The organism is Martinezella rhizogenes (genome assembly GCF_027460065.1).
GTDB classification, from domain to species: Bacteria; Pseudomonadota; Alphaproteobacteria; order Rhizobiales; family Rhizobiaceae; genus Agrobacterium; species Agrobacterium rhizogenes_C.
Window position 1 is genome coordinate 1 of sequence record NZ_JAPYZZ010000012.1, and the last position, 25,106, is coordinate 25,106.

At 58.5% G+C, this 25,106-nt stretch carries 22 protein-coding genes and 1 tRNA gene; 10 read left to right on the forward strand and 13 right to left on the reverse strand.

Features of this window, described 5'->3' with window-relative positions; genetic code table 11:
- On the reverse strand, positions 1-258 hold a 258-nt coding region (locus O8B93_RS17880; protein ID WP_269711271.1), incomplete at its 3' end, for a hypothetical protein.
- Between the two features lie 142 nt (positions 259-400).
- A complete protein-coding gene (locus O8B93_RS17885; RefSeq protein ID WP_269711272.1) occupies positions 401-1,639 on the reverse strand; it encodes an AI-2E family transporter in 1,239 nt (412 codons plus the stop codon).
- Positions 1,640-1,869: 230 nt separating this feature from the next.
- On the opposite strand from O8B93_RS17885, the gene O8B93_RS17890 reads away from it, so the two are divergent.
- The gene (locus O8B93_RS17890; protein ID WP_269711273.1) at positions 1,870-3,603 is read left to right on the forward strand and encodes an ABC transporter ATP-binding protein; all 1,734 of its coding nucleotides are present in this window, start codon (positions 1,870-1,872) and stop codon (positions 3,601-3,603) included.
- Between the two features lie 15 nt (positions 3,604-3,618).
- Here O8B93_RS17890 and O8B93_RS17895 read toward each other — a convergent pair whose 3' ends face one another.
- Both O8B93_RS17895 and O8B93_RS17900 read right to left on the reverse strand, forming a co-directional pair.
- Positions 3,619-3,846: a hypothetical protein gene (locus O8B93_RS17895; RefSeq protein ID WP_173987046.1), complete on the reverse strand. Its 228-nt coding sequence runs from the start codon at positions 3,844-3,846 to the stop codon at positions 3,619-3,621.
- Between the two features lie 200 nt (positions 3,847-4,046).
- On the reverse strand, positions 4,047-4,412 hold the full coding sequence (locus O8B93_RS17900; protein WP_269711274.1) for a VOC family protein: 366 nt from the start codon (positions 4,410-4,412) through the stop codon (positions 4,047-4,049).
- A gap of 280 nt (positions 4,413-4,692) precedes the next feature.
- Between O8B93_RS17900 and O8B93_RS17905 the strand changes: the two genes are divergently transcribed.
- A complete protein-coding gene (locus tag O8B93_RS17905; protein ID WP_269711275.1) occupies positions 4,693-6,018 on the forward strand; it encodes an Nramp family divalent metal transporter in 1,326 nt (441 codons plus the stop codon).
- A gap of 6 nt (positions 6,019-6,024) precedes the next feature.
- Here O8B93_RS17905 and O8B93_RS17910 read toward each other — a convergent pair whose 3' ends face one another.
- The 6 genes from O8B93_RS17910 to O8B93_RS17935 form a co-directional block, all read right to left on the reverse strand.
- Entirely contained in the window at positions 6,025-6,312 is a 288-nt protein-coding gene (locus O8B93_RS17910; protein WP_269711276.1) for a helix-turn-helix domain-containing protein, read from the reverse strand.
- Positions 6,313-6,347: 35 nt separating this feature from the next.
- The gene (locus O8B93_RS17915) at positions 6,348-7,013 is read right to left on the reverse strand and encodes an ImmA/IrrE family metallo-endopeptidase (protein ID WP_269711277.1); all 666 of its coding nucleotides are present in this window, start codon (positions 7,011-7,013) and stop codon (positions 6,348-6,350) included.
- Between the two features lie 337 nt (positions 7,014-7,350).
- Positions 7,351-11,169, reverse strand: a complete 3,819-nt coding sequence (locus O8B93_RS17920; protein ID WP_269711279.1) for a vitamin B12-dependent ribonucleotide reductase — start codon at positions 11,167-11,169, stop codon at positions 7,351-7,353.
- Between the two features lie 677 nt (positions 11,170-11,846).
- Positions 11,847-12,344, reverse strand: a complete 498-nt coding sequence (gene gpt / locus O8B93_RS17925) for a xanthine phosphoribosyltransferase (RefSeq protein WP_080790571.1) — start codon at positions 12,342-12,344, stop codon at positions 11,847-11,849.
- Between the two features lie 300 nt (positions 12,345-12,644).
- On the reverse strand, positions 12,645-13,490 hold the full coding sequence (locus tag O8B93_RS17930; protein WP_269711280.1) for a universal stress protein: 846 nt from the start codon (positions 13,488-13,490) through the stop codon (positions 12,645-12,647).
- Positions 13,491-13,591: 101 nt separating this feature from the next.
- On the reverse strand, positions 13,592-14,383 hold the full coding sequence (locus tag O8B93_RS17935) for a competence/damage-inducible protein A (protein ID WP_269711281.1): 792 nt from the start codon (positions 14,381-14,383) through the stop codon (positions 13,592-13,594).
- A 277-nt stretch (positions 14,384-14,660) separates the two neighbouring features.
- On the opposite strand from O8B93_RS17935, the gene wrbA reads away from it, so the two are divergent.
- Positions 14,661-15,260, forward strand: a complete 600-nt coding sequence (gene wrbA / locus O8B93_RS17940) for an NAD(P)H:quinone oxidoreductase type IV (protein WP_269711282.1) — start codon at positions 14,661-14,663, stop codon at positions 15,258-15,260.
- 493 nt (positions 15,261-15,753) lie between these two features.
- Here the strand turns inward: wrbA and O8B93_RS17945 are convergent, their stop codons facing one another.
- Both O8B93_RS17945 and O8B93_RS17950 read right to left on the reverse strand, forming a co-directional pair.
- Positions 15,754-15,999 (reverse strand): DUF982 domain-containing protein, encoded by a 246-nt coding sequence (locus tag O8B93_RS17945; RefSeq protein WP_003495620.1) that lies wholly within the window; start codon positions 15,997-15,999, stop codon positions 15,754-15,756.
- A gap of 94 nt (positions 16,000-16,093) precedes the next feature.
- Positions 16,094-16,399, reverse strand: a complete 306-nt coding sequence (locus O8B93_RS17950) for a hypothetical protein (protein ID WP_269711283.1) — start codon at positions 16,397-16,399, stop codon at positions 16,094-16,096.
- Between the two features lie 718 nt (positions 16,400-17,117).
- Here O8B93_RS17950 and O8B93_RS17955 point away from each other — a divergent pair.
- From O8B93_RS17955 to O8B93_RS17980, 6 genes are all read left to right on the forward strand, one after another.
- On the forward strand, positions 17,118-17,270 hold the full coding sequence (locus O8B93_RS17955) for a DUF3309 family protein (RefSeq protein WP_080824959.1): 153 nt from the start codon (positions 17,118-17,120) through the stop codon (positions 17,268-17,270).
- Positions 17,271-17,510: 240 nt separating this feature from the next.
- Positions 17,511-17,584: transfer RNA gene (locus tag O8B93_RS17960), tRNA-Cys, on the forward strand.
- Between the two features lie 75 nt (positions 17,585-17,659).
- Complete coding sequence (locus O8B93_RS17965; protein WP_269711285.1) at positions 17,660-17,872, forward strand: hypothetical protein; 213 nt, start codon at positions 17,660-17,662, stop codon at positions 17,870-17,872.
- Positions 17,873-18,056: 184 nt separating this feature from the next.
- Positions 18,057-18,728 (forward strand): protein-L-isoaspartate O-methyltransferase family protein, encoded by a 672-nt coding sequence (locus O8B93_RS17970; RefSeq protein ID WP_269711286.1) that lies wholly within the window; start codon positions 18,057-18,059, stop codon positions 18,726-18,728.
- Between the two features lie 389 nt (positions 18,729-19,117).
- Positions 19,118-20,119, forward strand: a complete 1,002-nt coding sequence (gene popZ / locus O8B93_RS17975; RefSeq protein WP_269711287.1) for a cell division protein PopZ — start codon at positions 19,118-19,120, stop codon at positions 20,117-20,119.
- Between the two features lie 218 nt (positions 20,120-20,337).
- Positions 20,338-23,181: a valine--tRNA ligase gene (locus O8B93_RS17980; protein ID WP_269711288.1), complete on the forward strand. Its 2,844-nt coding sequence runs from the start codon at positions 20,338-20,340 to the stop codon at positions 23,179-23,181.
- Positions 23,182-23,190: 9 nt separating this feature from the next.
- Here the strand turns inward: O8B93_RS17980 and O8B93_RS17985 are convergent, their stop codons facing one another.
- Positions 23,191-23,418, reverse strand: a complete 228-nt coding sequence (locus tag O8B93_RS17985) for a hypothetical protein (RefSeq protein ID WP_269711289.1) — start codon at positions 23,416-23,418, stop codon at positions 23,191-23,193.
- A 216-nt stretch (positions 23,419-23,634) separates the two neighbouring features.
- Between O8B93_RS17985 and O8B93_RS17990 the strand changes: the two genes are divergently transcribed.
- Positions 23,635-24,924, forward strand: coding sequence for an OmpP1/FadL family transporter (locus O8B93_RS17990; RefSeq protein ID WP_269711290.1), 1,290 nt, complete (start codon positions 23,635-23,637; stop codon positions 24,922-24,924).
- The last annotated feature ends 182 nt before the right edge of the window (positions 24,925-25,106 follow it).

Consider the following 25,106-nt stretch of genomic DNA (forward strand, 5'->3'; position numbering starts at 1 on the left):
CGGGGCCAGCGCCATATCCAAGGCGGTCGAAAGCGTGTGCGCGATGCCCTCTACATGGCAGCCCTTGTCGCTTATAGAATGAGATCGCCATTCGCATGCCTCATTCAAACCATGCAGGCCAAAGGCAAACCGTTCAAGGTCATGATCATCGCCATCGCCCGCAAACTGCTCGTTATCGCAAACGCCATTCTCAGAGACAAAACCACCTTCAGAACAACTTGAAACAACACGGATCAATACAGTTGCCAGTGCGATCAAGTCTTTGATCGCGGAAGACTCTTAATACGGCGCAGACGCGCCGTGAGCTGGATGCCGGATCAGGTCCGGCTGACGGTAGAGTGGATTGAGATTGGCGTGTATCCGGTGTTCCAGGAAACGCCCTTCACACCGGTTTCACCAATCAAAACGCCGCTTTCCGATACGCCGTTGTTTCGTCGCTGTCGTCCGGACGCGAAACAGCCTCCGCGGCGGGATCGTTTTGCGTGGGCGGCGGCGGTGGAGCCTCAGTGCTGACGGCAGCGGAAATTTCCACTTCACGTACCCATTCGCGCCAGATTGCGACCAGCAGGGCCATCAGCACCGGTCCGATGAAAAGGCCGAGGAAACCCATGGTCTTGACGCCGCCGACGAGGCCGAAAAACGTCGGCAGGAAGGGCAGCTTGATCGGTCCGCCAACGAGCTTCGGGCGGATGGTCTTGTCGACGATGAAAAGCTCGACCGAACCCCAGACGAACAGCGCCAGCCCGTGGGCGGGAGAGCCGCTGGCAACCAGATAGATCGACACCAGCGTGAAAGAGAGCGGCGCGCCGCCCGGAATGAGGGCCATGACGCCGGTGAGCACGCCGAGCGTGACGGGCGAGGGCACGCCCGCGATCCAGTAGGCGATGCCGAGGATGATGCCTTCGCCGATGGCGATCAGCGTCATGCCGGTCACGGTGGAGCTGATGGTGGCGGGCACGACGCGGGAAATGCGTTCCCAGCGCGTCGGCAGGATACGCTCACCCACGAGATCGATCTGGCGGGTGAAGCCGGCGCCGTTGCGATAAACGAAGAACAGCGCGATCAGCATGAACAGCAGGGTCAGCACGAGGTGGAAGGCGCCGTTGCCGGCGGCGAGGATCGCCCGGTAGATATTGCCGATATTGGCGCCGCTGACGAGCTGGATCACTTCGCCGATGGCGCCCGGCGTGCCGATATATTTCACCCATTGCTCGCCGAGCCAGGAGCCCACGCCTGGCAGCGCTGCAATCCAGTCCGGCACGGGGGCGCCCGCCTTGTTGACATGCACCGCCCAGCCGAACCATTCGCGGATTTCGGTTGCCGTATAGGAGGCGGCGATGAAGATCGGCACCACGAGGAAGGCGATGATGAGGATGATGGCGATGGTAGCGCCGAGCGTGGTGTTGCCGCCCACCTGCCGCAAAAGCCGTGTGTAGACCGGCCAACTGGCGAAACCGATGACGAGGGCGGCCAGAACCGGAACCAGAAAGCCGTTGAAGAAATAGATGCCGGCAAGGACGACCAGAAGGAGCAGCCAGCGCGCAGCCGAGATGGGCGGGATCAGGGCGATCCGCGTCGGGCTGGCGGGACCAAGCCATCTCGGCTCGCCATTCTGCTTACGGCTATCAATATTACTCACGGCAGGCTCTTTCTCGCATTCTCCCCCAAAGGGGTGCATTCACTCTGTCACACCGATACATATAAGTGCAATATAATCGGATCACATTACCGTTGTGTGTGTATTGTGTAGGCTATTGAAGGATTTTGGTAAAAATAGAACATCGGTCTTGGCGCGCGCATTGAAATATGACAATTAAACTCCCGTTTTCCGCGGCGTCAGATTGCCGCGCCCGATCTCCAGGTCATGCCATGCTTCGCCGTTTCTTCGCCTATTACCGCCCCTATCGCGGTCTGTTCATTCTCGATTTTTCCTGCGCGGTCCTGTCGGGCGTGCTCGAACTCGGTTTTCCGATGGCGGTGAAGGCCTTTGTCGACGTGCTTCTGCCGGGCGGTGAATGGGGTATCATTCTGGCGGCGTCTGTCGGGTTGCTCGTCATCTATGTACTGAACACCGGGCTGATGGCGACCGTCACCTACTGGGGACACATGCTCGGCATCAATATCGAGACCGACATGCGGCGTCTGGCCTTCGATCATCTGCAGAAACTTTCCTTCCGTTATTTCGATAATCAGAAGACCGGCCATCTGGTCGGGCGGCTGACCAAGGATCTGGAGGAGATCGGCGAGGTGGCCCATCACGGCCCCGAGGACCTCTTCATCGCCATCATGACCTTCATCGGCGCTTTCCTGCTGATGATGTCGGTCAATGTGCAACTGGCGCTCATCACCGCCGCGGTCGTGCCGGTCACCGCCTGGGTGACCAGCCGTTATGGTGGCCGCATGACGCAGAATTTTCGCGCGCTTTATGGCCGGGTGGGGGATTTCAACGCCCGTATCGAGGAAAATGTCGGCGGCATGCGGGTGGTGCAGGCCTTCGCCAATGAAGACCATGAACGCTCGCTGTTCGAGAAGGACAACCAGAAATACCGCCGCACCAAGCTGGATGCCTACAAGATCATGGCGGCCAGCACCTCGCTCAGCTATATGAGCATGCGTCTGACGCAGATGATCGTGATGATCTGCGGCGCCTGGTTCGTGCTGACGGGCAGCCTGACGGAAGGCGGCTTCGTCGGTTTCCTGCTGCTGGTCGGTGTGTTTTTCCGCCCGGTGGAAAAGATCAATTCTGTCATCGAGACCTATCCGAAGGGCATTGCCGGTTTCCGCCGCTTCACCGAACTTCTGGATACCGCGCCTGATATCGTCGATGCGCCTGACGCCATCGACGCGCCGGCTCTGTCAGGCGCCATCGAATATCGCCATGTCGGTTTCGGTTATGCCGAGGGCAAACGGGTTCTCGACAATATCGACCTGAAGATCAGCGCCGGCGAGACCGTGGCCTTTGTCGGCCCTTCCGGTGCGGGCAAGACCACGCTCTGCTCGTTGCTGCCGCGCTTTTACGATGTCACCAGCGGTTCAATCACCATCGATGGCATCGATATCAGGAAAATGAAGCTCGCTTCGCTGCGCAACCAGATCGGTATCGTGCAGCAGGATGTCTTCCTGTTCGGCGGCACGATCCGCGAGAATATCGAATATGGCCGGCTTGGCGCATCCGACGAGGAGATCATGGATGCGGCACGGCGCGCACGGCTGGATGGTGTCATCGAGGCCATGCCGCTCGGGCTCGACACCGTCATCGGCGAACGCGGGGTCAAATTGTCCGGCGGGCAGAAGCAGCGTCTTGCCATAGCCCGCATGTTCCTCAAGAACCCGCCGATCCTCATTCTGGATGAGGCGACCTCGGCGCTCGACACGGAAACCGAACGGGCGATCCAGCAATCTCTGACGGAACTTGCCAAGGGCCGCACGACGCTCGTCATCGCCCACCGGCTGGCGACGATCCGCGATGCTTCGCGCATCGTGGTGGTGGATCAGACCGGTATTGCCGAGACCGGCGCCCATGCCGAGCTTCTGGCCGCCAAGGGCCATTACAGCCGGTTGCATGAGGCGCAGTTCAGCGGGCATCTCGCGGGCCTGAGTTAACGGCTACGTTTGCGCCTATCCGCCGTTTTCCGCGGCCTGTTCCTCCACGATGCCGGGGTTCGGCTCCGGCTTGCCGGGATGGCTGGTGACGAGGTAACCCATGGCCACCGCCGCGGCGACGATGAACAGCAGTACGATGCCGCTGATCGTCATCAGCCAGTCGCGCGGCCTTCGGTGCGCCATGATATATCTGGGCCATCGGCTCGGATGGTTCACCAGGCTGAATTTATGGCCGTGTCGCATGAACTTCCCCGGTTATTGAATTGCTTTCTGATCATTCAACGCGGGCAGGTTCGCAGCCGTTCCGAAATGGCCGGGCAGGGGTGATGACAAGGCCGTGAGGGGTTGCCTCTGCGTGGCCAAAGATTGACGTCAAAGGCCGGGCGCATGGAAACCGGAATGCTGCCCCGGTAGTTCCGCAATTGGCAGCGGAAACAGTCTGATCAGGTGGACTGTACGGCGATGCGATTTCCCTCGCTGTCGGAAATTTCCGCGACGAAGAGACTGTCATCGACCGGTGTCTTGGGAAACAGAATCTCGCCACCTTGCCGCAGGGCTCGCTCAAGGACAGCATCGATGTCCTTCACGCCAAGATAGATGATCGCCCCGTCTTTCGTCGGAACATAGGTCTCCCCCTCGGCGAGCGCGCCGCTGGCTCCATCTTCACCTTCCTTGAAGGGGAAATAAGCCATCCTGTTGTCGTGTATCGTAACGATCTCCGCAAAATTCACGTCAAAAACGGCGCTGTAGAAACCCATCGCTCTTTCAAGATCAAGCACGGGAATTTCGACATGGGCAATCAGGTTCACGCGGCTGCTCCTGCAATATGTCTGGAGTGTATCGAGTGTCTGTGTACACGGCAGGACATTGCTTCTGTCAATGGCCAGACGGATCATGCCGGAGGGGGCGGCGTAAAACCCGGCCGTACGGATCACATTTGAGCTCGCCCATTGTGCTGCGATGCTCGTCGGCAAAATGCTTGGCAAGGTCTTGCGGGATCACCGGGCCCAAAAGCGTGCTTGCCAGCCCATCGTGTTTATGCGAATGATTTGCAATTGCAGTAATTTGATTTCCATGAAAGCACAGAAGATGGACAAGCCAGTCTTTGGATGGCGGCGGAATGGCGATGATCTCTCGCTGTCCGACGTTCACAGTTCGATCCGCATCAAGCCGGATGCCAGCACGTTTCGCCGGGCCATGGCCTTTTTCGGCCCCGGCTATCTCGTCGCGGTCGGTTATATGGATCCCGGGAACTGGGCGACATCGCTCGCCGGCGGCTCCAAATTCGGCTACACGCTGCTGACCGTCGCGCTGGTCTCGAACATCATGGCGATTGTGCTGCAGTCACTCTGCGCTCGTCTTGCGATCGCATCCGGCCGCGATCTCGCCCAGGCCTGCCGCGATGCCTATCCGAAACCCGTGGCCTTGGTGCTGTGGCTGCTCGCGGAAATCGCCATCATCGCTACCGACATTGCCGAGGTGATCGGCACGGCCATCGGCCTCAACCTGATCTTCGGCATTCCGCTGGAACTCGGTGTCCTCATCACCGCGCTCGATGTGTTCCTGATTCTTTATCTGCAGAAGCTCGGTTTCCGCTGGGTAGAGGCACTGGTCATCACGCTGCTTGGCGTCATCGCCGTGTGTTTCGCCATTCAGGTGGCGCTGGCCGACCCTGATTGGGGGCAGGTGATCCTTGGGTTTGCGCCGACGACTGACATCGTCACCAATCCGGACATGCTGTATCTGGCACTCGGCATTCTGGGTGCGACTGTCATGCCGCATAATCTCTATCTGCATTCGGGCATCGTACAGACCCGCGAAATCGGCCCCACCATTGCCGAAAAACGCGAGGCGCTGAAATTCGCGACGCTCGATTCCACCATTGCGCTGATGTTCGCCCTGCTCATCAACGCCTCGATTCTCATCCTCGCAGCGGCGACCTTCAACAAGGCGGGGCAGACCAATGTCGCCGAACTCGGCGAAGCGCATAATCTGCTTGCGCCGCTGCTCGGCCTTGCCATTGCGCCGACGCTGTTCGGCGTGGCGCTTCTGTGCTGCGGCATCAACTCCACTGTCACGGCAACGCTCGCCGGCCAGATCGTGATGGAGGGTTTCCTCAAGATGCGGCTCGCCCCCTGGCTGCGCCGCCTGATCACCCGCGCCATCGCCATCGTTCCCGCCGCCGGCGTCACCATCTTTTATGGCGACAGCGGCACGGGCGAATTGCTGATCCTGACGCAGGTGGTGCTCAGCCTGCAACTCTCCTTCGCCGTCTTCCCGCTTGTCATGTTCACCGCCGACAAGGCCAAGATGGGTGAGTTGCGCTCGCCGCTCTGGCTATCGGCCTTTGCGTGGCTGATCGCGGTGGTGATTGCGGCGCTGAATGTGAAGTTGCTGGTGGATTTTATGGGGTGAGGTGGATCAGGCCGCGCCTTTACGGAGCGCGGCGGCCGTTCCTTCCGGATCGACGGCGATGACTTTCAGATAGGCGCGGGCCGGTTGATCTGGCTCGCTGCGGCCCTGTTCCCAATCGCGCAGGGTGCCGAGCGGAATATGATAACGGACGGAAAACTCCTCCTGCGTCAGCTTCAGCGCCCGGCGGATGATTTTGATGCGTGGCATTCTGGGGGCCGAGGCGAGCTGTTCGGCGGAAAGCGGTAGATTATCAGGGTCGGCCAGCGCATTGGCCTGCGCTTCATCGTCGGTCATGGCGTTCATATAAAAATAATCAGTTTTGAACGTCGTTATGCAAAAAAGCTCAATTGCGCCTCTCCTTCAGGTGCAAGTAATGGTGACTTTTTATAAATAGATTTTATCAATTTATTGACAGCTCTGACATCAAATATATTTCCTCGCCTTCGAATACTTTTTAATCTATTCAAAACGAATGCAGCCTGCCGAGGGGACATATTATATTTTTTGCTAATTTCAGTCTCTGGGGTGGAGCCATCAATTTGTGAAAGCGGTATCAGTAGAAGTATCGCAAATGTGTCCGCTTGCCACTCCGCGCTGTGAAAATTTTCTGTGTCACGAATCTGCTTTTTATAGCCGTCAAATGTGAAATGTTTTGTTTCGAAGCCCTTGTTGTGATGCAGAAGTACATGACCGAATTCGTGGGCGAGTATTTTTCTTGCATAAAAAAGTCCACCCACAGCATCGTTGTAGACGCTTTCAGCGACAACAATACATTTAGAGTCTTCAGTAACAAACGCTTTGCTGCCACTCATAGCGTCGTCATTTTCTATAAAAAGATAGAAGTCTGGAATTATCCGCAGGACATCAATTTCGAGGAATTTGATTATATCTAAATGCTGATCGTCGCTAATATCACAGATGGAACGCGTAGCTTTTGCAAGCGCGTTAACGGTTGTTGCTGATAAGCCAGTCGAAATAAAAATATCGCGTGCCATTAAAGCCTCCGGAATGGGAGAACATTCTCTGTGCTAGGTGTGCCGTTTAAGATATCCTCTTCAATAGCTAGTCTCACTTCGGCAGATGAAAGCCCCAAAATCCCCGTAACTCTGCAAATATACTCTTCAGATGGTCTACGTTTTCCGGATTCGACGTCTGAAACATATTTCACTGAAACATATTTGACTGAAACTACAAGTTTTCTGACCATCTCAGGCCTTGTCATGTGCATCCGAGCTCGGCCATGTTTGCATAGCTCTCCAAACTGGGTAAGTTCAAAGTTGCTTGACGTCATCATGGCCGATCTCCGGTTCCGATTTTAGCGCGTTAACTTTCTCAGCTGCAACCGCTCGTCGCACCGCAAGTATCGCACTTCTCGCAAGTGCCATTCCGCACCATCGTGAAGTTCTGGCATTCCGAGCACATATTGCCCGTATAGCCCTGTGCAATCGAGCGCATGCGGCGTTCGTTTTCCACCTTCTTGGCTTCCGTCTTGGCCGAAGCCGCATCGGCGGCGGCCTTGTCGGAGAAGAGGGCGGTTGCCGTCTGCTGGGATTCCTGAACGACTTCGTCGATCACTTCCTCGGCGATTTCTTCGGCCAGTTCCTTGGCGCGCTCTTCATAGTCCCGCTTGAAGGAGACGATTTCAGAGGTTGCGATGGAGACCGTCGGTTCCAGCTTGCGGGCGGCGGAGCCTGCAAAGGAGGTGACGTTGACTGATGCGCGGGCGGGGGCTGCCGTTGCCGAGCCCTTCGGTTCAGCAGCGGAGCGATCACCTTCATTGCTGGAAACCAATGTCGGCTTGTAACCGCGGGTCCACCCGGTGGAGAGCAGGTTGGTCTTGCCTTCCTGGATGCCCTTGCCGAGCGCCGTGTTGGAGAAGTCGGACGTATCGACATGGGCCAGATCATGGCGGCCGAGATAGGAGACGGCGAGTTCGCGGAAGACGTAGTCGAGTATCGACGTGGCGTTCTTGATCGCGTCGTTGCCCTGCACCATGCCGGCCGGTTCGAACTTGGTGAAGGTGAAGGCCTCCACATATTCTTCCAGCGGCACGCCATATTGCAGGCCGAGCGAAATGGCGATGGCGAAGTTGTTCATCATCGCACGGAAGGCAGCGCCTTCCTTGTGCATGTCGATGAAGATTTCGCCGATGCGGCCGTCACCGAATTCGCCGGTGCGCAGATAGACCTTGTGACCGCCGACCGTTGCCTTCTGGGTGTAACCCTGACGGCGGTTCGGCAGCTTTTCACGCTCGCGCGAGACACGTTCGATGACGCGCTCGACGATCTTTTCGGTGATCGTCACGGCCTGCTGGGCGAGCGGCTGCTGGATCAGTTCTTCAACGAAGTCTTCGTCATCCTCGTCTTCCACCAGCGAAGCGTTGAGCGGCTGGGAAAGCTTGGAACCATCGCGGTAAAGGGCGTTGGCTTTCAGCGCCAGCTTCCAGGAGAGCATGTAGGCTGCGCCGCAATCTTCCACCGTCGCATCATTCGGCATGTTGATCGTCTTGGAGATCGCACCCGAGATGAAGGGCTGTGCCGCCGCCATCATGCGGATATGCGATTCGACCGAGAGATAACGCTTGCCAATCTTGCCGCAGGGGTTGGCGCAATCGAACACGGCCAAGTGCTCGTTCTTCAGGAACGGTGCGCCTTCCAGCGTCATCGCGCCGCAGACGTGAACGTTCGCCGCTTCGATGTCCTTCTTGCCGAAGCCGAGATGCTCCAGCAGGTTGAAGCTCATGTCGGACAGCTGCTCGTCGGAAACCTTCAGCGTGCCCTTCAGGAAGTCGGCACCCAGCGTCCACTGGTTGAAGACGAACTTGATGTCGAAGGCGCTTTTCAGCGCGGCGTTGACGGCTTCGATCTTCTCATCGGTGAAGCCCTTGGCCTTCAGCGTCGAGGGGTTGATGGCCGGCGCCTGGTTGAGATTGCCATGGCCGACGGCATAGGCTTCGATCTCGGCGATCTGGCTTTCGGAATAGCCGAGCGAACGCAGCGCATCCGGAACGGCGCGGTTGATGATCTTGAAATAACCGCCGCCGGCGAGCTTCTTGAACTTCACCAGCGCGAAGTCGGGCTCGATGCCGGTCGTGTCGCAATCCATCACGAGGCCGATCGTGCCTGTCGGCGCGATAACGGTGGTCTGGGCGTTGCGGTAACCGTGCTTTTCACCAAGCTCCAGCGCTTTGTCCCAGGCGGCGACCGCATGGGCAACGAGATCCTGATCCGAGCAATCGGCATGGATGAGCGCGACCGGGTTCACCGACAGGCCCTCATAACCATCCGACAGGCCATGGGCGGCGCGGCGGTGGTTGCGGATGACGCGCAACATGTTGTCGCGGTTCGGTGCAAAGCTCGGGAAGGGGCCAAGCTCGCCAGCCATTTCGGCCGATGTTGCGTAGGAAACGCCGGTCATGATCGCGGTCAGCGCACCGGCAATGGCACGGCCCTCATCGCTGTCATAGGGAATGCCCGACGACATCAGGAGGCCGCCGATATTGGCATAACCGAGGCCGAGCGTGCGGTATTCGTAGGAGCGTTCGGCAATCTGGCGCGACGGGAACTGCGCCATCATCACGGAGACTTCGAGCACGACGGTCCACAGGCGGACGGCATGTTCGTAATCGGCGATATCGATGCGCTTCGTCTTGGCATCCTTGAACTGAAGCAGGTTCAGCGAGGCAAGGTTGCAGGCCGTGTCGTCAAGGAACATATATTCCGAGCACGGGTTCGACGCACGGATCGGGCCTTCGGCCGGCGAGGTGTGCCAGTCGTTCATGGTGGTGTTGAAGTGCAGGCCCGGATCGGCTGATGCCCAGGCGGCATGGGAAATCTTTTCCCAGAGATCGCGGGCCTTCAGCGTCTTCATGACCTTGCCGTCCTTGCGGGCGGTGAGGTTCCAGTCGCCGTCATTCTCGACAGCGCGCAGGAAGTCATCCTTCAGCGAGACGGAGTTGTTGGAGTTCTGGCCCGAAACCGTGAGGTAGGCTTCAGAATCCCAATCCGTGTCGTAGGTCTTGAACTGGATGTCCTTGTAACCCTGCTGCGCGAACTGGATGACGCGCTTGACGTAGTTTTCCGGCACCATGTCCTTCTTGGCAGCGCGGATTTCGCGCTTCAGGGCAGGGTTCTTGGCCGGGTCGAAGCAATCACCATTGTCAGCCTCGCAATTGACGCAGGCCTTCATGATGGCCTTGAGGTGCTTGGCGACGATCTTGGAGCCGGTCACGAGCGCGGCAACCTTCTGCTCCTCGTTCACCTTCCAGTCGATATAGGCTTCGATATCAGGGTGGTCGGCGTCAACGACGACCATCTTCGCTGCACGGCGGGTCGTGCCGCCGGACTTGATGGCGCCGGCTGCGCGGTCGCCGATCTTGAGGAAGCTCATCAGGCCTGACGATTTGCCGCCGCCGGAAAGCTTTTCGCCTTCGCCACGCAGATAAGAGAAGTTGGAGCCGGTGCCGGAGCCATATTTGAACAGGCGGGCTTCACGCACCCAGAGATCCATGATGCCGCCTTCATTGACCAGATCGTCTTCAACAGACTGGATGAAGCAGGCATGTGGCTGCGGATGTTCGTAAGCGGATTTGGACTTGGTCAGCTTGCCGGTGAAGGGGTCGACATAGAAGTGGCCCTGACCGGGACCATCGATGCCATAGGCCCAATGCAGGCCGGTGTTGAACCATTGCGGGCTGTTCGGCGCAACGCGCTGGGTCGCCAGCATGTAGGCAAGCTCATCCTTGAAGGCGGACGCATCTTCTTCGGACGAGAAATATTTGCCCTTCCAGCCCCAATAGGCCCACGTGCCGGCCAGACGGTCGAAAACCTGACGCGCATCGGTCTCGGAGCCGTAACGCTCACTCTCGGGGAGGTCTTTCAAGGCCTTTTCATCGGCAACCGAACGCCACAGGAAGGAAGGAACGTCGTTTTCCTCAACCTTCTTAAGCAGCTTCGGCACGCCGGCCTTGCGGAAATATTTCTGCGCCAGAACGTCGGTCGCGACCTGGCTGAACTGCGCGGGAACGTCGATATCCGCCAGACGGAACACGATGGATCCATCCGGGTTCTTGATTTCACTGACGGCCTTGCGGAATTCGATTTCCGCATAAGACGATTGGCCGGGCTTCGTGAAGCGGCGTTCAATGCGCATGGTTTCCTGTCCTCGTCCATTGGGCGCCCGTTGAAGGGCGCAAAAATCCGGTCCAGCCGTGCGATGCCTTCGCGCAGCCGGGTGTTGCCGATCTGTAAGGGATGTTCATCCTTGGATGCGATCCCTGTATCTCGTGGCTTATTCGGCTGCAAGCATAGTTTGGAATACTAAATATAGTATCAACAGCTTCCTGCCGCCAGTCCCCGCGTCATGTTTTTGGCGGTTTCTGCAGGGCGCACAAAACCCACCGGCAAACCGCCCCCTCATGGTCGGGACGCCGCTCTGGATCTGCGCGCTGAAGATGGAGAAGAACCGGCCTCGTTACTTTCCGGTCCGTTGCCGCCGCAACATAAGTGTCACTTTCCTCTCGTGACACAGATTCGTCAAGACATAGATTGAAACGCATTTTTAACCACAAGATATTGTGTGGAGTGCCTGTGGAAAACGGGGATAGGAAAAGCGAGTAGAAAAATCAGTGACTTGGCGGGAAAATTTGAAGCTTGCGCGAGGCTGGTTTCCGCAACGGAAAGGCAAAACCCAGCATTTCCGGGGTGAGGCATAATGGCGACACTGCGGTTTTTCCGTGTTTTCCGCAGCTGTTAAAAAAGACGTTTCTCCACAAAAAACCGCCCACGAAGGGGCGGCTTTTCATGTGCGATTTTGAATGACGGCAGCAATCAGCCGCGCGATCCCTTGGCGATCGGCTCCTGATAGGTGAAGCCCATGTCCCAGGGGAAATAGATCCAGGTGTCCTGGCTGACTTCGGTGACGAAGGTGTCAATGGTCGGCACGCCCTTCGGCTTGGCGTAAACGCAGGCGAAATGCGCTTTCGGCAACATTTCGCGCACTTCCAGCGCTGTCTTGCCGGTGTCGGTGAGGTCGTCGACGACAAGCACGCCTTCGCCGGCATCGGCCGTCAGTTCCGGGGCCACGCCTTTCAGAAGAACCGTGTCGCCCTGGTTGACGTAGTCATGACGCGTGGCGATGCAGACCGTGTCGATCATGCGGATGTTCAGTTCGCGGGAAATGATCGCCGCCGGAACGAGGCCGCCGCGGGTGATGCAGACGATCGCCCGGAACTCTTTGTCGAGGCCGGCAAGGCGCCATGCAAGCGCGCGGGCATCACGGTGGAACTGGTCCCAGGAGACGGGAAAGGCTTTATCGGGAAGGGACATGTCGTCTACCATCTGGTCAAAATTGTCGATGGCTTTGGCTAATAGCCGCAAGACCGGCAAAAAGGCAAGTGTTCCGCGTAAAGGTGAGAGCGAGAGATCGCCGCTTGTTTCTTCTCCCCGCCGGGGAGAAGGTGGCCCGAAGGGTCGGATGAGGGGGCAACGTTGCCGTATCTCACTACCCTTGCCCCCTCATCCCGCTGCCGCGGACTTCTCTCCGGCGGGGAGAAGAAACAAGCGGCATGCGCTCGTGGAATGCGGGATGCGGAGGGTATTGCGGCACTATTTGCGCCGCATCCATTTTCAACGCGAAAGCAGTGTCATCGCCGTCATGGAATCGAGCAGCGTGCGGGTGACGCCGCCGAACAGCAGTTCCCACCAGCGGGAATGGCCATAAGCGCCCATGACCAGAAGGTCGATGCTGTTGTCGGACAGGCGGTTCTCGATGGCGGCCTGCGGCGAAAGCCCGGCGATCTTTTCCTGCGAGGTGACCGTGACATTCACGCCGTGGCGGGCAAGCGTGGCGGCGAGTTCGGCACCGGCAAGGCCCGCAGACTGTGTTTCGCTTTCGGACTGGTCGACGGAGAAAATCTCGACGCTGTCGGCCGCTTTCAGGAAGGGCAGGGCATCGAAGGTGGCGCGTGTCGCCTCGCGTGAGCCGTTCCAGGCGATCAGGACGCGTTTGATCGGTTTGGCAACGGTCAGCACATGCGGCACGAGGAGAACGGGGCGGCCGCTTTCATAAAGGAAACCATCAATATCCGAGCGGCTGTCCGACAGGGCCGAAGAGTTGCTCTGGCGGGCGACGACGAGATCGGCGCAGCGGGCGCTGTCAATGGCGGAGGCGGAAGCGTAACCCACCGACGTGACGAAGCTGCGCCATTCATGCGAGATGCCATTGGCCGAGAGCGTGCGCTCGAAGAGCGTGCCGACATCGGTGGTTTCCTTGTGCGCCACGTCCTGCAGCGCCTGCACGGTGGCGGGATCGGGAATTTCCATCGGCGCGACGAGCGGAACGGCGGCGAGCGTTTCCATGTGCAGGCCGATCACATGCGAGGAAAATTGGTCGGCAAGGCTCACCACGAATTCGCCGAGCTTCTGCGTGTTCGAAACATTGTCGACCACTGCCAGTATCGTTTTGTAACCCATTTCTCTCTCCTCGGTGACATCTGGTTTCTGTGGGGAGAATGGCCGTCTTTGCCGATGGCCACCTTGATTTTGGTCAACTCCACGCCTTTGAAACTTCTGTCTCAGGCGGTTGCATCGCCCTTGCTTGCGGCCAGTTGCTTCTCCTGGCCGATCGCTTCAATCATGGCCGCCACCGCCTCGGCTGCCGCCTTCAGCACGCCGGCGTCGCGGGCGCGCACAACGATTTCGGTCGAAAAACGCTGCCCGTCATATTTCGGATAGGAGCCGATGCTGGTTTCGGGATGCGCCTTCTGGATGGCCGTCAGCGGCGTGCCGATATCGCCTTCGCCGTAGGGCGAGCGCACCGCCTGCGACATGACCTTCGCGCCGGTGCGCAGGGTCGGCAAGACATTGTCGAGCATGGCCTGGAATACCTGCGGCACGCCGGCCATGACATAAACATTGCCGATGACGAAGCCGGGAGCGACGGAAACGGGGTTGGCGATATGGGCGGCCCCTTTCGGCATGCGTGCCATGCGCTTGCGGGCCTCGGTGAATTCCATCTCGCGGACACGATACATGTCGCCAAGCAGGCGCAGCGCCTCGGCATCGTGTTCGCAGGGCAGACCGAATGCCGCAGAGACCGCATCCGCGGTGATGTCGTCATGGGTCGGGCCGATGCCGCCCGAGGTGAAGACATAATCATAACGGCTGCGCAGGGCGTTCAGCGCCTCGACGATCTGCTCTTCCTCGTCGGCGACGATGCGCACTTCCTTGAGGTCAATCCCGGACATGGTGAGCACATCCGCGAGGTGCCCGATATTCTTGTCCTTGGTGCGGCCCGACAGCAGCTCGTCGCCGATGGCAAGCATGGCGGCGGTGACAACGGAGGAGGTGGAGGAGGGATTGGACATGGGTGCACTCGTCATCTGTTTTGTCAGACGTTAGTCCCGCGCCCGGGGAATGCAAAGCGGTTTTGAAAAAATGTCTTTTAGCAAACGGTTGACGTTCCGGCTTTCCGTTCACTTATCGTGAACAGTGCGTATGCCAATCCCCGGCTGGCGGGACCAGGGTCCGTCAGCTACGTTTCCTTCAGATTTAGTTGACGGGTCAACGCCGATGATCATCGAGTTTTTGAAGAAGCTTCTGGCCGGTACGCCGGAAACAGTTCCAGCAAAGGAAACGAAGAGAATGACGAAGGTTCTGGTACTTTATTACTCCTCTTACGGCCATATCGAGACAATGGCCTATGCTGTCGCCGAAGGCGTGAAGTCCACCGGCGCGGAAGCCGTGGTCAAGCGTGTTCCCGAACTGGTTCCGGAAGAGGTCGCCAAGGCCTCGCACTTCAAGCTGGATCAGCCGGCTCCCGTGGCGACCGTGGACGAACTGGCCGAATACGACGCCATCATCGTCGGCGCCGGCACGCGCTTCGGCACGGTTGCCTCGCAGATGCGCAATTTCTGGGACCAGACCGGCGGCCTATGGTTCAGCGGCAAGCTGGTGGGTAAGGTCGGCTCGGCTTTCACCTCGTCCGCCACGCAGCATGGCGGCCAGGAATCGACCATTCTCGGTTTCATTCCCACCTTCCTGCATCACGGCATGGCCGTTGTCGGTCTGCCCTATGCCTTCCAGGGCCAGATGGGTGTCGATGAAATCAAGGGCGGTTCGCCTTATGGCGCTTCCACCATCACCGATGGTGACGGCTCGCGTCAGCCTTCCGCAATCGAGCTGGAAGCCGCGCGGTTCCAAGGCGCTCATGTAGCGAAGATCGCCGCCAAACTTTCTGCCTGAGCACAATAAAATAAAAAAAGAAATGCGGCCCAAAAGGCCGCATTTTCTTATTCAGGCGACTTCTAACCGCCAGACATGATTGATGGAGTAGTCGCTAGGGTCAGATCGGCAGATTGACCATAAAAAGGCAGCTTACCACAACGAAGCCGATCATCGAAATTTCGAGAAAACTGTTCAGACCGTCACGCATTTCAATCCTCCTTGTGATTGGCGAAAAGAGAACGGACAGAGCTTCCACGAGTTCCATAACAGCAAAATGAAATTTAGGGATTTTTAAGGCGCTGCTGGCTTACGGCGGCAGGTAGGTCATCCCGTGACGACGAAAGCGACCACCAGATGGCCGAGAATGCCGATGGCGAGGCAGGAGAGGAGGAAAATGAACAGGGCTTTTTTCATGTTTGCGGAAGCTTCCATCTGTTTTTATCCCTCGAACCCGTTGTCTTGACGTTTTTGCACCATAGAGCGCATTTCCCGGCCGAATGACCCGATGTCCTCAGGCCTTGATGTCGAGACCAGCCTCGATTGCGGCGGCGATGAAGGCCTTGCGCGCATCCTCAGGCTTTTTTTTGCCGGCATCGACGGCGGCGCAGACCAGCAGCGCCTTGTCCAGCGCATCGCCGTCTTCTATCGGCCAATCCTCGATCAAGGCCCAGGATGCCGCCTGCGTGGTCTCGATGCTCGTATAGTCGCCCGGCGTTTCAAACGCGATCAGAACGGGTTTTTGCCAGCGCGTGTTCATCGCCTATCCATATTGGTTGTTGCGCCCGGCTCTAAACGAAGCGGAAAGGATGCGCAATCCCGCTCCCGGCCCGTTTCTCGCCATTGCGGTGCGGTCAGTCGTCGCGCCCGAACAGCCATTCGCGAATGATGCGGCGGTCGATGAGTTCCAGCGAACGGTCAGGCGCGATGCGATAGGTCTCCACCGCCCTGGTGCTGCCATCGATGCGGAAATCATGGGTGAAGGTGCTGCCGATCGGCGATTTCGTCAGCTTGGTGCGCGGCTGGCCCCTATAGATGATGCTGCCGGGGATGGGTTCGACATAGGGTGCAGGTCCGGGATAGGTGCCCGGTCCGGCGGTCGTGCATCCTGAAAGTGCCAGCGAAAGCGTGATAGCAGCCGATGATAGGAGCGTTTTCATCCTGTCCTCCGAAGTGCGTCTGTAAAAACGATATGGAGGCGCAGCGGTTCCCCTCGGGCGGAAAGATCGGGCACAATGCGTCCCGTCTATTTGCCTTTTGGATTCTGAATGTCGCGCGCGACCCAGCGGAAAAAAGCGTAGACGAGGAGGCCGAAGATGAAAAGCGGGATGAGGTTCGCAAAACCGGACATATGATTCTCGTTTCTCCCTCCCGGTCCGGGGTCTAGCCGGAGTGAAACCGGCAAGGCAAGGGGAGCGCATATCACCATCGGTAAAATATCCGTGTGGCTGCTCAGAGGATTTGGGAGGGGCGGGAGAGATCCGGCGCACTGCCAGTAATGCCAGATCTCTCCGTCTCCCGCCAATTTCAGGGTACGGGGGACTGCTTTTACTATGACGGACAACGGCCAATCGACATAGGCCGAGAAATCACCTCGAATAATTCGCTGCCGTGGCCAACCCGCCGGCAGCCGGTTGCCTGAACCGAAATCCGGAAGGACTGCGCCATCCGGCACCGAATATTCTTATCCGGCAAAGTATCTTATGCGGCGGGCGGCGGGAGTACGATCTACCATATCATGTGCAGTGATGGCTTAACCCTTTGAAACAGCTGGGATGAGTTGTGCAGGATAGGTCGCGGCGAGGGGCGTGCAATGGAACTTTTCTTAGGCTGTATCATTGAAGCAGACAGACACATGCTAACAGTGGAGGGTTACACATGCTCGGCACCATCCTCGTCATCCTGCTCATCCTGTTCCTGATCGGCGCGCTGCCAAGCTGGGGATATCATAATTACGGTTATGGTCCGTCGGGCGGCCTCGGACTGGTTCTGGTCATCGTCCTTATCCTCGTCCTCATCGGGCGGATCTGATCGATCACCCCAAGGCAATACGTCATGCCCGCATCGTCGCAAACGCGCCGCATGCGGGCATTGTTTCTTCTGAAATAGGAGGAACATACAAAAAACCACGCAATCTTAAGCGCTTAGGGAATGGGTCCATTCATTGTGCCCCTACGGTTCGAAAAAACATCACATTCAGAACGAAGCCTCTTGCGCCCAAAATGGATTCGTTCTAAATGCCCGCCATCGCTTGAATAAAAGAGCGTGTGAGGCCTCGTGGCGGAGTGGTGACGCAGAGGACTGCAAATCCTTGTACCCCGGTTCAATTCCGGGCGAGGCCTCCAAATTTCTCTCACCATCGTCATCATACCATATCTGCGCTCCGTAGATCATGCGGCCGCACGCCGTTTTCAGCCAGAATGCAGGAGGAGAGCGTGGATCAGGGTCAGCCGGACAATGCGGGCAACGATAGGAAGCGAAGGCTCTGGCCATGGCTGCTTCTCGGTGTCGTTACTATTCTGGCGATCTATGCCTATGTGACGACGGTCCAGATGATCGAGGACATGGCGCGGCTCTGGAGCGATCTCGTTCAGCTTTTCTGGTGGATCATGCCGGATATTCCCGCCTCCTGACGACGTATTTCCTGCCAATCGCGAGAAATTTGCATCACCCGCCCGTGCTTTTTGGGATCGCAGCCCATGAGCGCGCTTGAAAGCGCAGCGTCTGGCAATTATGAGATTGTTTTAACGGTCGGCTGCATCTTCCGACTTCGGGCTGGTTTCCAGCCCCTATCCTTGAAATTGAGGCGATAAGGACATGATGGATTTCGAAACCGCACGCGCCAATATGGTCGACAGCCAGTTGCGCACGACCGACGTGACGTCGCATTCCGTGCTGAAGGCGTTTTTGAGCGTGCCGCGGGAGGCATTCGTGCCGGCGGGTGTGCGGCAGATTGCCTATGCGGATGAGGATCTGCAGATCTGTCCGGCGCGCGACGGTCGCCCGGCCCGTTATGTCATGAAGGCCTCGCCGCTGGCGAAGCTTTTGCAGCTTGCCGCCCTCTCCAAGGAAGAGGTGGTGCTGGAAGTCGGTGGTGGCTCCGGTTATGCGGCTGCCATCCTGTCCCAGCTTGCCGGTTCGGTGGTTTCGCTCGAAAGCGACGAAGCACTTGCCGCACAGGCGACCGAGACGCTCGCATTGCTCGGTTATGACAATGTCGCTGTCGTGACCGGCGATCTTGCCAAGGGTTATGCGGGCGAAGCGCCCTATGACCTGATTTTCATCAATGGCTCGGTCGAGGAAGTGCCGGCGGCGCTGACCGACCAGTTGCGTGATGGCGGACGTCTTGTCGTCGTTGTCGGATATGGCAATGCCGCCAAGGCCACGGTCTATCGCCGCGATGGCAACAGCACATCTGCTGCAAGCTCTTTCAACGCCTCGGTCAAGCCCGTTCCGGGTTTCGCTAAGGCGGCCGAGTTCGTTTTCTGATCCGTAAGCGATCGTTTTCTTTTGAGGGCCGGGGTGGATTTTTCACCCCGGCTTTTTTGCGGCCGGAGTTTTGGAAAAGTGTGTCGTCGCCCGCCGTTTCACAAAGCTGTGCATCACCGTGAAACTTGTCGAATCAGTGATTTAGTTCCTGACCATGCTGCCCTAGACTAAGGGTGATTCGGGGTGTGCGTATTTCTGCCCCGCATGACCCTGCAACAGGCACGGCAAAAACGCCCGGCGGTTTTGACCAAACTGTTTCAGAGCATCGGCACGACAATCGGCTTCGGTTGTCATGGGCGCGATGTAAGAATTGAACAGGTGCGAAGCGCCATGTCCGGTATCCCGAGGGATACGGCCTGAGCGCTCAAGAGTGGAAACCGGGGATTGATATGGCTCAGCCAAGTGTCGCGCGTGAACCGTCCATGGAAGAGATTCTGGCGTCTATCCGCCGGATCATCGAAAGCAACGAGACCGGACCTGCCGGTACGTTTTCCGGACAGTTGCCGCCGGTCTATGACGATGAGGACGAGGCTTCCGGGGAAGCGGCCTTCGCAGCGGAGCCCGTGAGCCCGCCGGCGCGCGTTCCCCCCGCCGCAAACCAGGCCTATGCTGCGCGCCCGGTGCCGGATTTTTCACCGGCTTTTGAAGCGGCAGCGGTTGAACGGCAGGAAAGCCAGGCCGAAAAGACCATGTCGCTTGCCGATGTCGCCGCCCGTGTGCGCGCCGCCGCAGACCGAAACGCCGCCATGGGGCCGCAGGCCTTCGCAGCACAGGCGCAACAGCGCGCGGCCGAGACCGCAGCACCGGTTGCCGCTGTATTGAATGTTTCGCAGCCTTCGGCCGTGCCGTCGCCTGAACGCGCCGCGCCGCAGCGCCCGACGGATGTTCGCCCGCTGATGGCCGCCGTGGCTGCCACAAGCGCTGTCGAGCCGCCGGCATCTTTCGCCGCCGAGGATCGTGCGGCTGCCGCCGCCATCGAAAATGCGCCTTTGGCCGAGAGCCGTTTCGAGCAGCTTTCGCTGCGCGGCGCCATCGATACGCCGGTGACGGCGGAACGTTTCGACATCGCGCTCGAACCTGTCGTCGAAAAGTCGATCTTCGATCTGCGTGAGCCGGAAGCGCCGGGTGAGACGGACGCAAAAGACGGCGTGGACATTGCGGACGGCCTGTCGCTCAATCTGCTTTCCGCCGCCGCCGGTGCTCAGATCGCCCGGTCCTTCAGCGAGCTGGCGGAGGTTTTCGACGGCGTCGAGCGGCGTTCGATTGAAGATATGGCTGCCGATATGCTGCGCCCGATGTTGCAGGACTGGCTGGAAGACAATCTTCCGACGCTGGTGGAGCGCCTCGTGCGTGAGGAAATCGAGCGCGTCGCGCGCGGCTCGCGCCGCTAAGGCCCTCCCGTCCGCGGGCGACAATCGCCGCCGATGCGAGGAAACAGGAGCCGCTCCGGCACAGGAGCGGCTTTTTTGTTGAAGATGAAGGTGTTATCGGGGCATAGTCATCCGTGGGTCCACTCAATGGTTGGCGCCCGGGTTGGTTTCTGTTGACTCTCTCCCGTCCATCCTTATTTAAAAAATCCACACAAGAACTCTAAAATTCAGGTCAGGAAATGCTCGAAAAGACCTACGATTCCGCATCCGTCGAACCGAAGATCGCCAAAGCCTGGGACGAGGCTGATGCTTTTCGTGCCGGCGCCAACGCCAAGCCGGGCGCGGAAACCTTCACCATCGTCATCCCGCCGCCGAATGTGACCGGCTCCCTGCATATGGGCCACGCACTCAACAACACGTTGCAGGATATATTGGTCCGCTTCGAGCGCATGCGCGGCAAGGACGTGTTGTGGCAGCCGGGCATGGACCATGCCGGCATCGCCACGCAGATGGTCGTCGAGCGCAAGCTGATGGAAAACCAGCTGCCGGGCCGCCGCGAGATGGGCCGCGAGGCCTTCGTGGAGAAGGTCTGGGAATGGAAAGCCGAATCCGGCGGTCTGATCTTCAACCAGCTGAAACGTCTCGGCGCCTCCTGCGACTGGTCGCGTGAGCGCTTCACCATGGATGAAGGTCTGTCCGAGGCCGTTCTCGAAGTCTTCGTCACGCTCTACAAGCAGAACCTGATTTACAAGGCCAAGCGCCTGGTCAACTGGGACCCCAAGCTCCAGACTGCGATTTCCGACATGGAAGTCGAACAGATCGAGGTCAAGGGTAACCTCTGGCATTTCCGCTATCCGCTGGAAAAGGGCGTGACCTATGAGTACCCCGTCGCGTTTGATGCCGACGGCACGCCCACCGAGTTCGAAACGCGCGATTACATCGTCGTCGCCACGACGCGTCCGGAAACCATGCTCGGCGATACCGGCGTTGCGGTGAACCCGGAAGACGAGCGTTACAAGGGCATCGTCGGCAAGCATGTCATCCTGCCGATCGTCGGCCGCAAGATCCCGATCGTTGCCGATGATTATGCCGATCCGACGGCCGGTACGGGTGCGGTGAAGATCACGCCTGCGCATGACTTCAACGATTTCGAAGTCGGCAAGCGTTGCGGCCTGCGCGCCATCAACGTCATGAATATCGATGGTACGATCTCCATCAAGGACAACGAGGATTTCCTCGAAGGCCTCAATCATCCGGCAGCCCTGCATGGCGCATGGGATCGTCTGGAGGGGCAGGACCGCTTTACCGCCCGCAAGATCATCGTCGAAATCTTCGAGGAAGCCGGGCTGCTCGACAAGATCGAGCCGCACAGGCATGTGGTGCCGCATGGTGACCGCGGCGGCGTGCCGATCGAGCCGCGGCTGACCGACCAGTGGTGGGTGGACAACAAGACGCTCGCACAGCCGGCAATCGCCTCAGTGCGCGAAGGCCGCACCAATTTCGTGCCGAAGAACTGGGAAAACACCTACTTCCAGTGGATGGAAAACATCCAGCCCTGGTGCATTTCGCGGCAATTGTGGTGGGGACACCAGATTCCGGCATGGTACGGCCCGGACGGGCAGGTCTTTGTTGAAAAGACCGAGGAAGAGGCGCTGCAGGCGGCCATCCAGCATTACATCGCCCATGAAGGTCCGTGGAAGGCCTGGGTTGAAGAGAAGCTCGAGAACTTCGCACCGGGCGAAATCCTGACGCGCGATGAAGACGTGCTCGATACCTGGTTCTCGTCGGCGCTCTGGCCGTTCTCGACGCTTGGTTGGCCCGAGCAGACGCCGGAACTGGCGCGCTATTATCCGACCAATGTGCTGGTCACCGGCTTCGACATCATCCCGTTCTGGGTGGTGAGGATGATGCAGATGGGCCTGCATTTCATGAAGGACGACGCCGGCAATCCGGTCGAACCCTTCAGCACGGTCTATATCCACGCGCTGGTTCGCGACAAGAACGGCCAGAAGATGTCGAAGTCCAAGGGCAACGTCATCGATCCGCTGGAGCTGATCGACGAATATGGTGCCGATGCGCTGCGTTTCACGCTCGCCATCATGGCGGCGCAGGGACGCGACGTGAAGCTCGATCCGGCGCGTATCGCCGGTTATCGCAACTTCGGCACCAAGCTCTGGAATGCCACACGTTTTGCCGAGATGAACGGCGTGAAGCGCGATCCGCATTTCCTGGCCGAAACCGCGTCGCTCACCATCAACCGCTGGATTCTGACCGAGCTTGCCAATACGGCGCGCGACGTGACGGCGGCGCTTGAGAATTTCCGCTTCAACGATGCCTCCGGCATCCTCTATCGTTTCGTCTGGAACCAGTTCTGCGACTGGTATCTGGAACTGCTGAAGCCTGTCTTCAGCGGCGACGACGAAGAGGCGAAGCGGGAATCCCAGGCCTGCGCAGCCTATGTTCTGGAGGAGATCTACAAGCTCCTGCATCCCTTCATGCCCTTCATGACCGAAGAGCTGTGGGCGCATACGGCCGGCGAGGGTGAGGAGCGGGACGACTTGCTTTGCCTCACCGACTGGCCGGAACCGGAATTCCGCGACGATGCGGCGGCTGCCGAAATCAACTGGCTGATCGATCTCGTCTCCGGCATCCGCTCCGCGCGTGCCGAAATGAACGTGCCGCCGGGCGCCACCGCCTCGCTGGTCGTCGTTGGTGCCAACACCTCCACCGAAGCGCGGCTTGACCGCCACGCCGCCGCCATCCGGCGCCTGGCGCGGGCGGATGAAATCCGTGGCGGCGATGTCGCGCCGAAGGGTTCCGCGCAGATCATCGTCGGCGAGGCGACCGTCTGCCTGCCGCTTGGCAATCTCGTCGATCTTGCGGCCGAACAGGCTCGGCTGGAAAAGGCGATCGGCAAGGTGGATGCGGAAATGGAACGTATCGACAAAAAGCTGTCGAACGAGAAGTTCGTGGCCAATGCCGATCCGGAAGTCGTGGCTGCGGAGCGCGAGCGCAAGGCGGAGCTGGATGTTCAGCTGGCAAGTCTGAGAACGGCTCTCACGCGGGTGAGTGAAGCCGGGTAATCTGCGACATCATTCACGACGAGAATGAACGAAAGCGCTCCGTATCAACGGGGCGCTTTTGCGTTTTGCCAGGTCCGGAATATTGCGCTGCAGCGTCGAATCGTCGTGGGTGCGCGGCAGGACGATTTCAAGGGTGAAGCGGTGGAAATGATCGCCGATGATCGAAAAAAACCAATAAAAACGGCCCGATAAGCGTGTTTTTCCGGGAAACTTTCCACTGTGGTTATTTGGCGACAATTCCCGTCGGCTGTAGGCGTTTGTTCCGTTTTATGACGGATACACCCATATAGGTTAGAAAAATAACCTAAAATGACTATTTAATGGCATACGCGTAAAATTCTTACGTAAAAAATGGAGAAGTGTCGCAGAACTGTGCCACTCTGCGGCAGATTGTCATTTGCCACGAAGCGCTTCACTCTTTTGATGATCACATTGCCTTGATTGGGGAGAGAGATGGCAAAAACTGCAATTTTTCGCGGCGCGGTATGTTTCGCAGTCAGCATCGCGGCGGTAACGCCTTCACTGGCCGGGGGGCTTGAGCGCGGCGGTTACAATATCGACCTGCTGTTCGATCCTTCCGATTATGTTCTCGACAGTTCCGCAACCTTTGTCGCTCCGCAGCGCAAGGTGGAGAATGCGCGCGACAATCCGCTGAAAAGCGGTCCTTTGCCCGCGTCGTGGTCGAACAGCGCAGATGATTCCGAAAACTTCTGGTCGACCCGTATCGGTGCCAAGGCGGCAATCGGTGATTTCGGCGACTGCATGTTCGACTATTCGCAGCCATGGGGCGCGCATCTCAATCCCGGCATCTGGCAGGGATCGAGCTACAATATCGAAACCAAGGTCAAGTCGCACAATTACGCCACCACCTGCCGGGTGAAATTCGATCTTGGCAAGGGTGACTTCTCGATCATCGGCGGTGGCTTCTATCAGGAATTGAGCGGCTATAAATATCGTCAGGTTCTCGGGCCGGCGGTTCTGGGCCTCAATCCGGCCTGGTCCAGCTTCAGCGGCGTCGGCAAACTGGAAATGGAAGGTAACGGCTGGGGCTGGCGCGCCGGCATGGCCTATGAGATTCCCGAGATCGCGTTCCGTGCCAGCCTCGTTTATAACAGCGCTGTCGATCACGATTTGACCGGCTTTGCCGATGTCAGAGCGATCCCCCAGACGCCGCCGTCCATATCTCCGACGCTGGCGAAATACGGCGGCAAGCTCGTGCCGATCTATGGCTCCGTTTCCATGCCAGACAGTATCGAGCTCAAGGTGCAATCCGGTATTGCGCCGGACTGGCTTGCTTTCGGTTCGGTCAAGTGGACGGACTGGAGCCAGATTCAGGTCATTCCTTTCTGCGCGGTCGGCACGTCGCCCTGCGTTCCAAGTGGCGCGGACACGCTGAACACGCTTGACCTTTTCTATCGCGACGGCTGGACGATTTCCGGCGGCGTTGGTCACAAGTTCAACGAACAGTGGAGCGGCGCGGTCAGCCTGACCTGGGATCGTGGAACTTCTACGGTTATCGGCACGCAGACCGATACCTGGACCCTCGGCACGCAGGTTGTCTATTCGCCCAACAAGAACATCGAGTTCAAGATTGCGGGTGCGCTTGGTCTGCTGACATCGGGTAAGTCTTCGATCAACGGCGGCCCCTGCGGCGCGGGCTTCACCTGCGGCAACGAGGCAGGCTACGACTTCGGCAACGACCTCGTGGCAGCGATCTCGACCGGTGTGAAGGTCAAGTTCTGATCCAATCCTTTCGCTTGTTCTAAAATAAAGGCCCGGTTTACCAACCGGGCCTTTTTTCATGTCCGACTATGATTCCTGCCCGATAATTTTTTCTAGCCCGAAAGTTTTGTGACGATTTGGCAACACTTTTCTGCAAGCGTGTGCGGGCGTTGGAATGTGAGCATATCTGTCCATTTCCCGCC

Excerpts from the sequence above, each read along its gene's own strand:
- O8B93_RS17965 (WP_269711285.1), top strand. The coding sequence starts at position 17,660 with ATGCAGGAGGAGAGCGTGGATCAGGGTCAGCCGGACAATGCGGGCAAC.
- O8B93_RS17955 (WP_080824959.1), top strand. The coding sequence starts at position 17,118 with ATGCTCGGCACCATCCTCGTCATCCTGCTCATCCTGTTCCTGATCGGC.
- O8B93_RS17895 (WP_173987046.1), bottom strand. The coding sequence starts at position 3,846 with ATGCGACACGGCCATAAATTCAGCCTGGTGAACCATCCGAGCCGATGG.
- O8B93_RS17920 (WP_269711279.1), bottom strand. The coding sequence starts at position 11,169 with ATGCGCATTGAACGCCGCTTCACGAAGCCCGGCCAATCGTCTTATGCG.
- O8B93_RS17890 (WP_269711273.1), top strand. The coding sequence starts at position 1,870 with ATGCTTCGCCGTTTCTTCGCCTATTACCGCCCCTATCGCGGTCTGTTC.
- O8B93_RS17930 (WP_269711280.1), bottom strand. The coding sequence starts at position 13,490 with ATGGGTTACAAAACGATACTGGCAGTGGTCGACAATGTTTCGAACACG.
- O8B93_RS17945 (WP_003495620.1), bottom strand. The coding sequence starts at position 15,999 with ATGAACACGCGCTGGCAAAAACCCGTTCTGATCGCGTTTGAAACGCCG.
- O8B93_RS17915 (WP_269711277.1), bottom strand. The coding sequence starts at position 7,013 with ATGGCACGCGATATTTTTATTTCGACTGGCTTATCAGCAACAACCGTT.
- O8B93_RS17980 (WP_269711288.1), top strand. The coding sequence starts at position 20,338 with ATGCTCGAAAAGACCTACGATTCCGCATCCGTCGAACCGAAGATCGCC.
- O8B93_RS17935 (WP_269711281.1), bottom strand. The coding sequence starts at position 14,383 with ATGTCCAATCCCTCCTCCACCTCCTCCGTTGTCACCGCCGCCATGCTT.
- O8B93_RS17990 (WP_269711290.1), top strand. The coding sequence starts at position 23,635 with ATGGCAAAAACTGCAATTTTTCGCGGCGCGGTATGTTTCGCAGTCAGC.
- popZ (WP_269711287.1), top strand. The coding sequence starts at position 19,118 with ATGGCTCAGCCAAGTGTCGCGCGTGAACCGTCCATGGAAGAGATTCTG.
- gpt (WP_080790571.1), bottom strand. The coding sequence starts at position 12,344 with ATGTCCCTTCCCGATAAAGCCTTTCCCGTCTCCTGGGACCAGTTCCAC.
- O8B93_RS17910 (WP_269711276.1), bottom strand. The coding sequence starts at position 6,312 with ATGACCGACGATGAAGCGCAGGCCAATGCGCTGGCCGACCCTGATAAT.
- wrbA (WP_269711282.1), top strand. The coding sequence starts at position 14,661 with ATGACGAAGGTTCTGGTACTTTATTACTCCTCTTACGGCCATATCGAG.
- O8B93_RS17970 (WP_269711286.1), top strand. The coding sequence starts at position 18,057 with ATGATGGATTTCGAAACCGCACGCGCCAATATGGTCGACAGCCAGTTG.
- O8B93_RS17950 (WP_269711283.1), bottom strand. The coding sequence starts at position 16,399 with ATGAAAACGCTCCTATCATCGGCTGCTATCACGCTTTCGCTGGCACTT.
- O8B93_RS17905 (WP_269711275.1), top strand. The coding sequence starts at position 4,693 with ATGGACAAGCCAGTCTTTGGATGGCGGCGGAATGGCGATGATCTCTCG.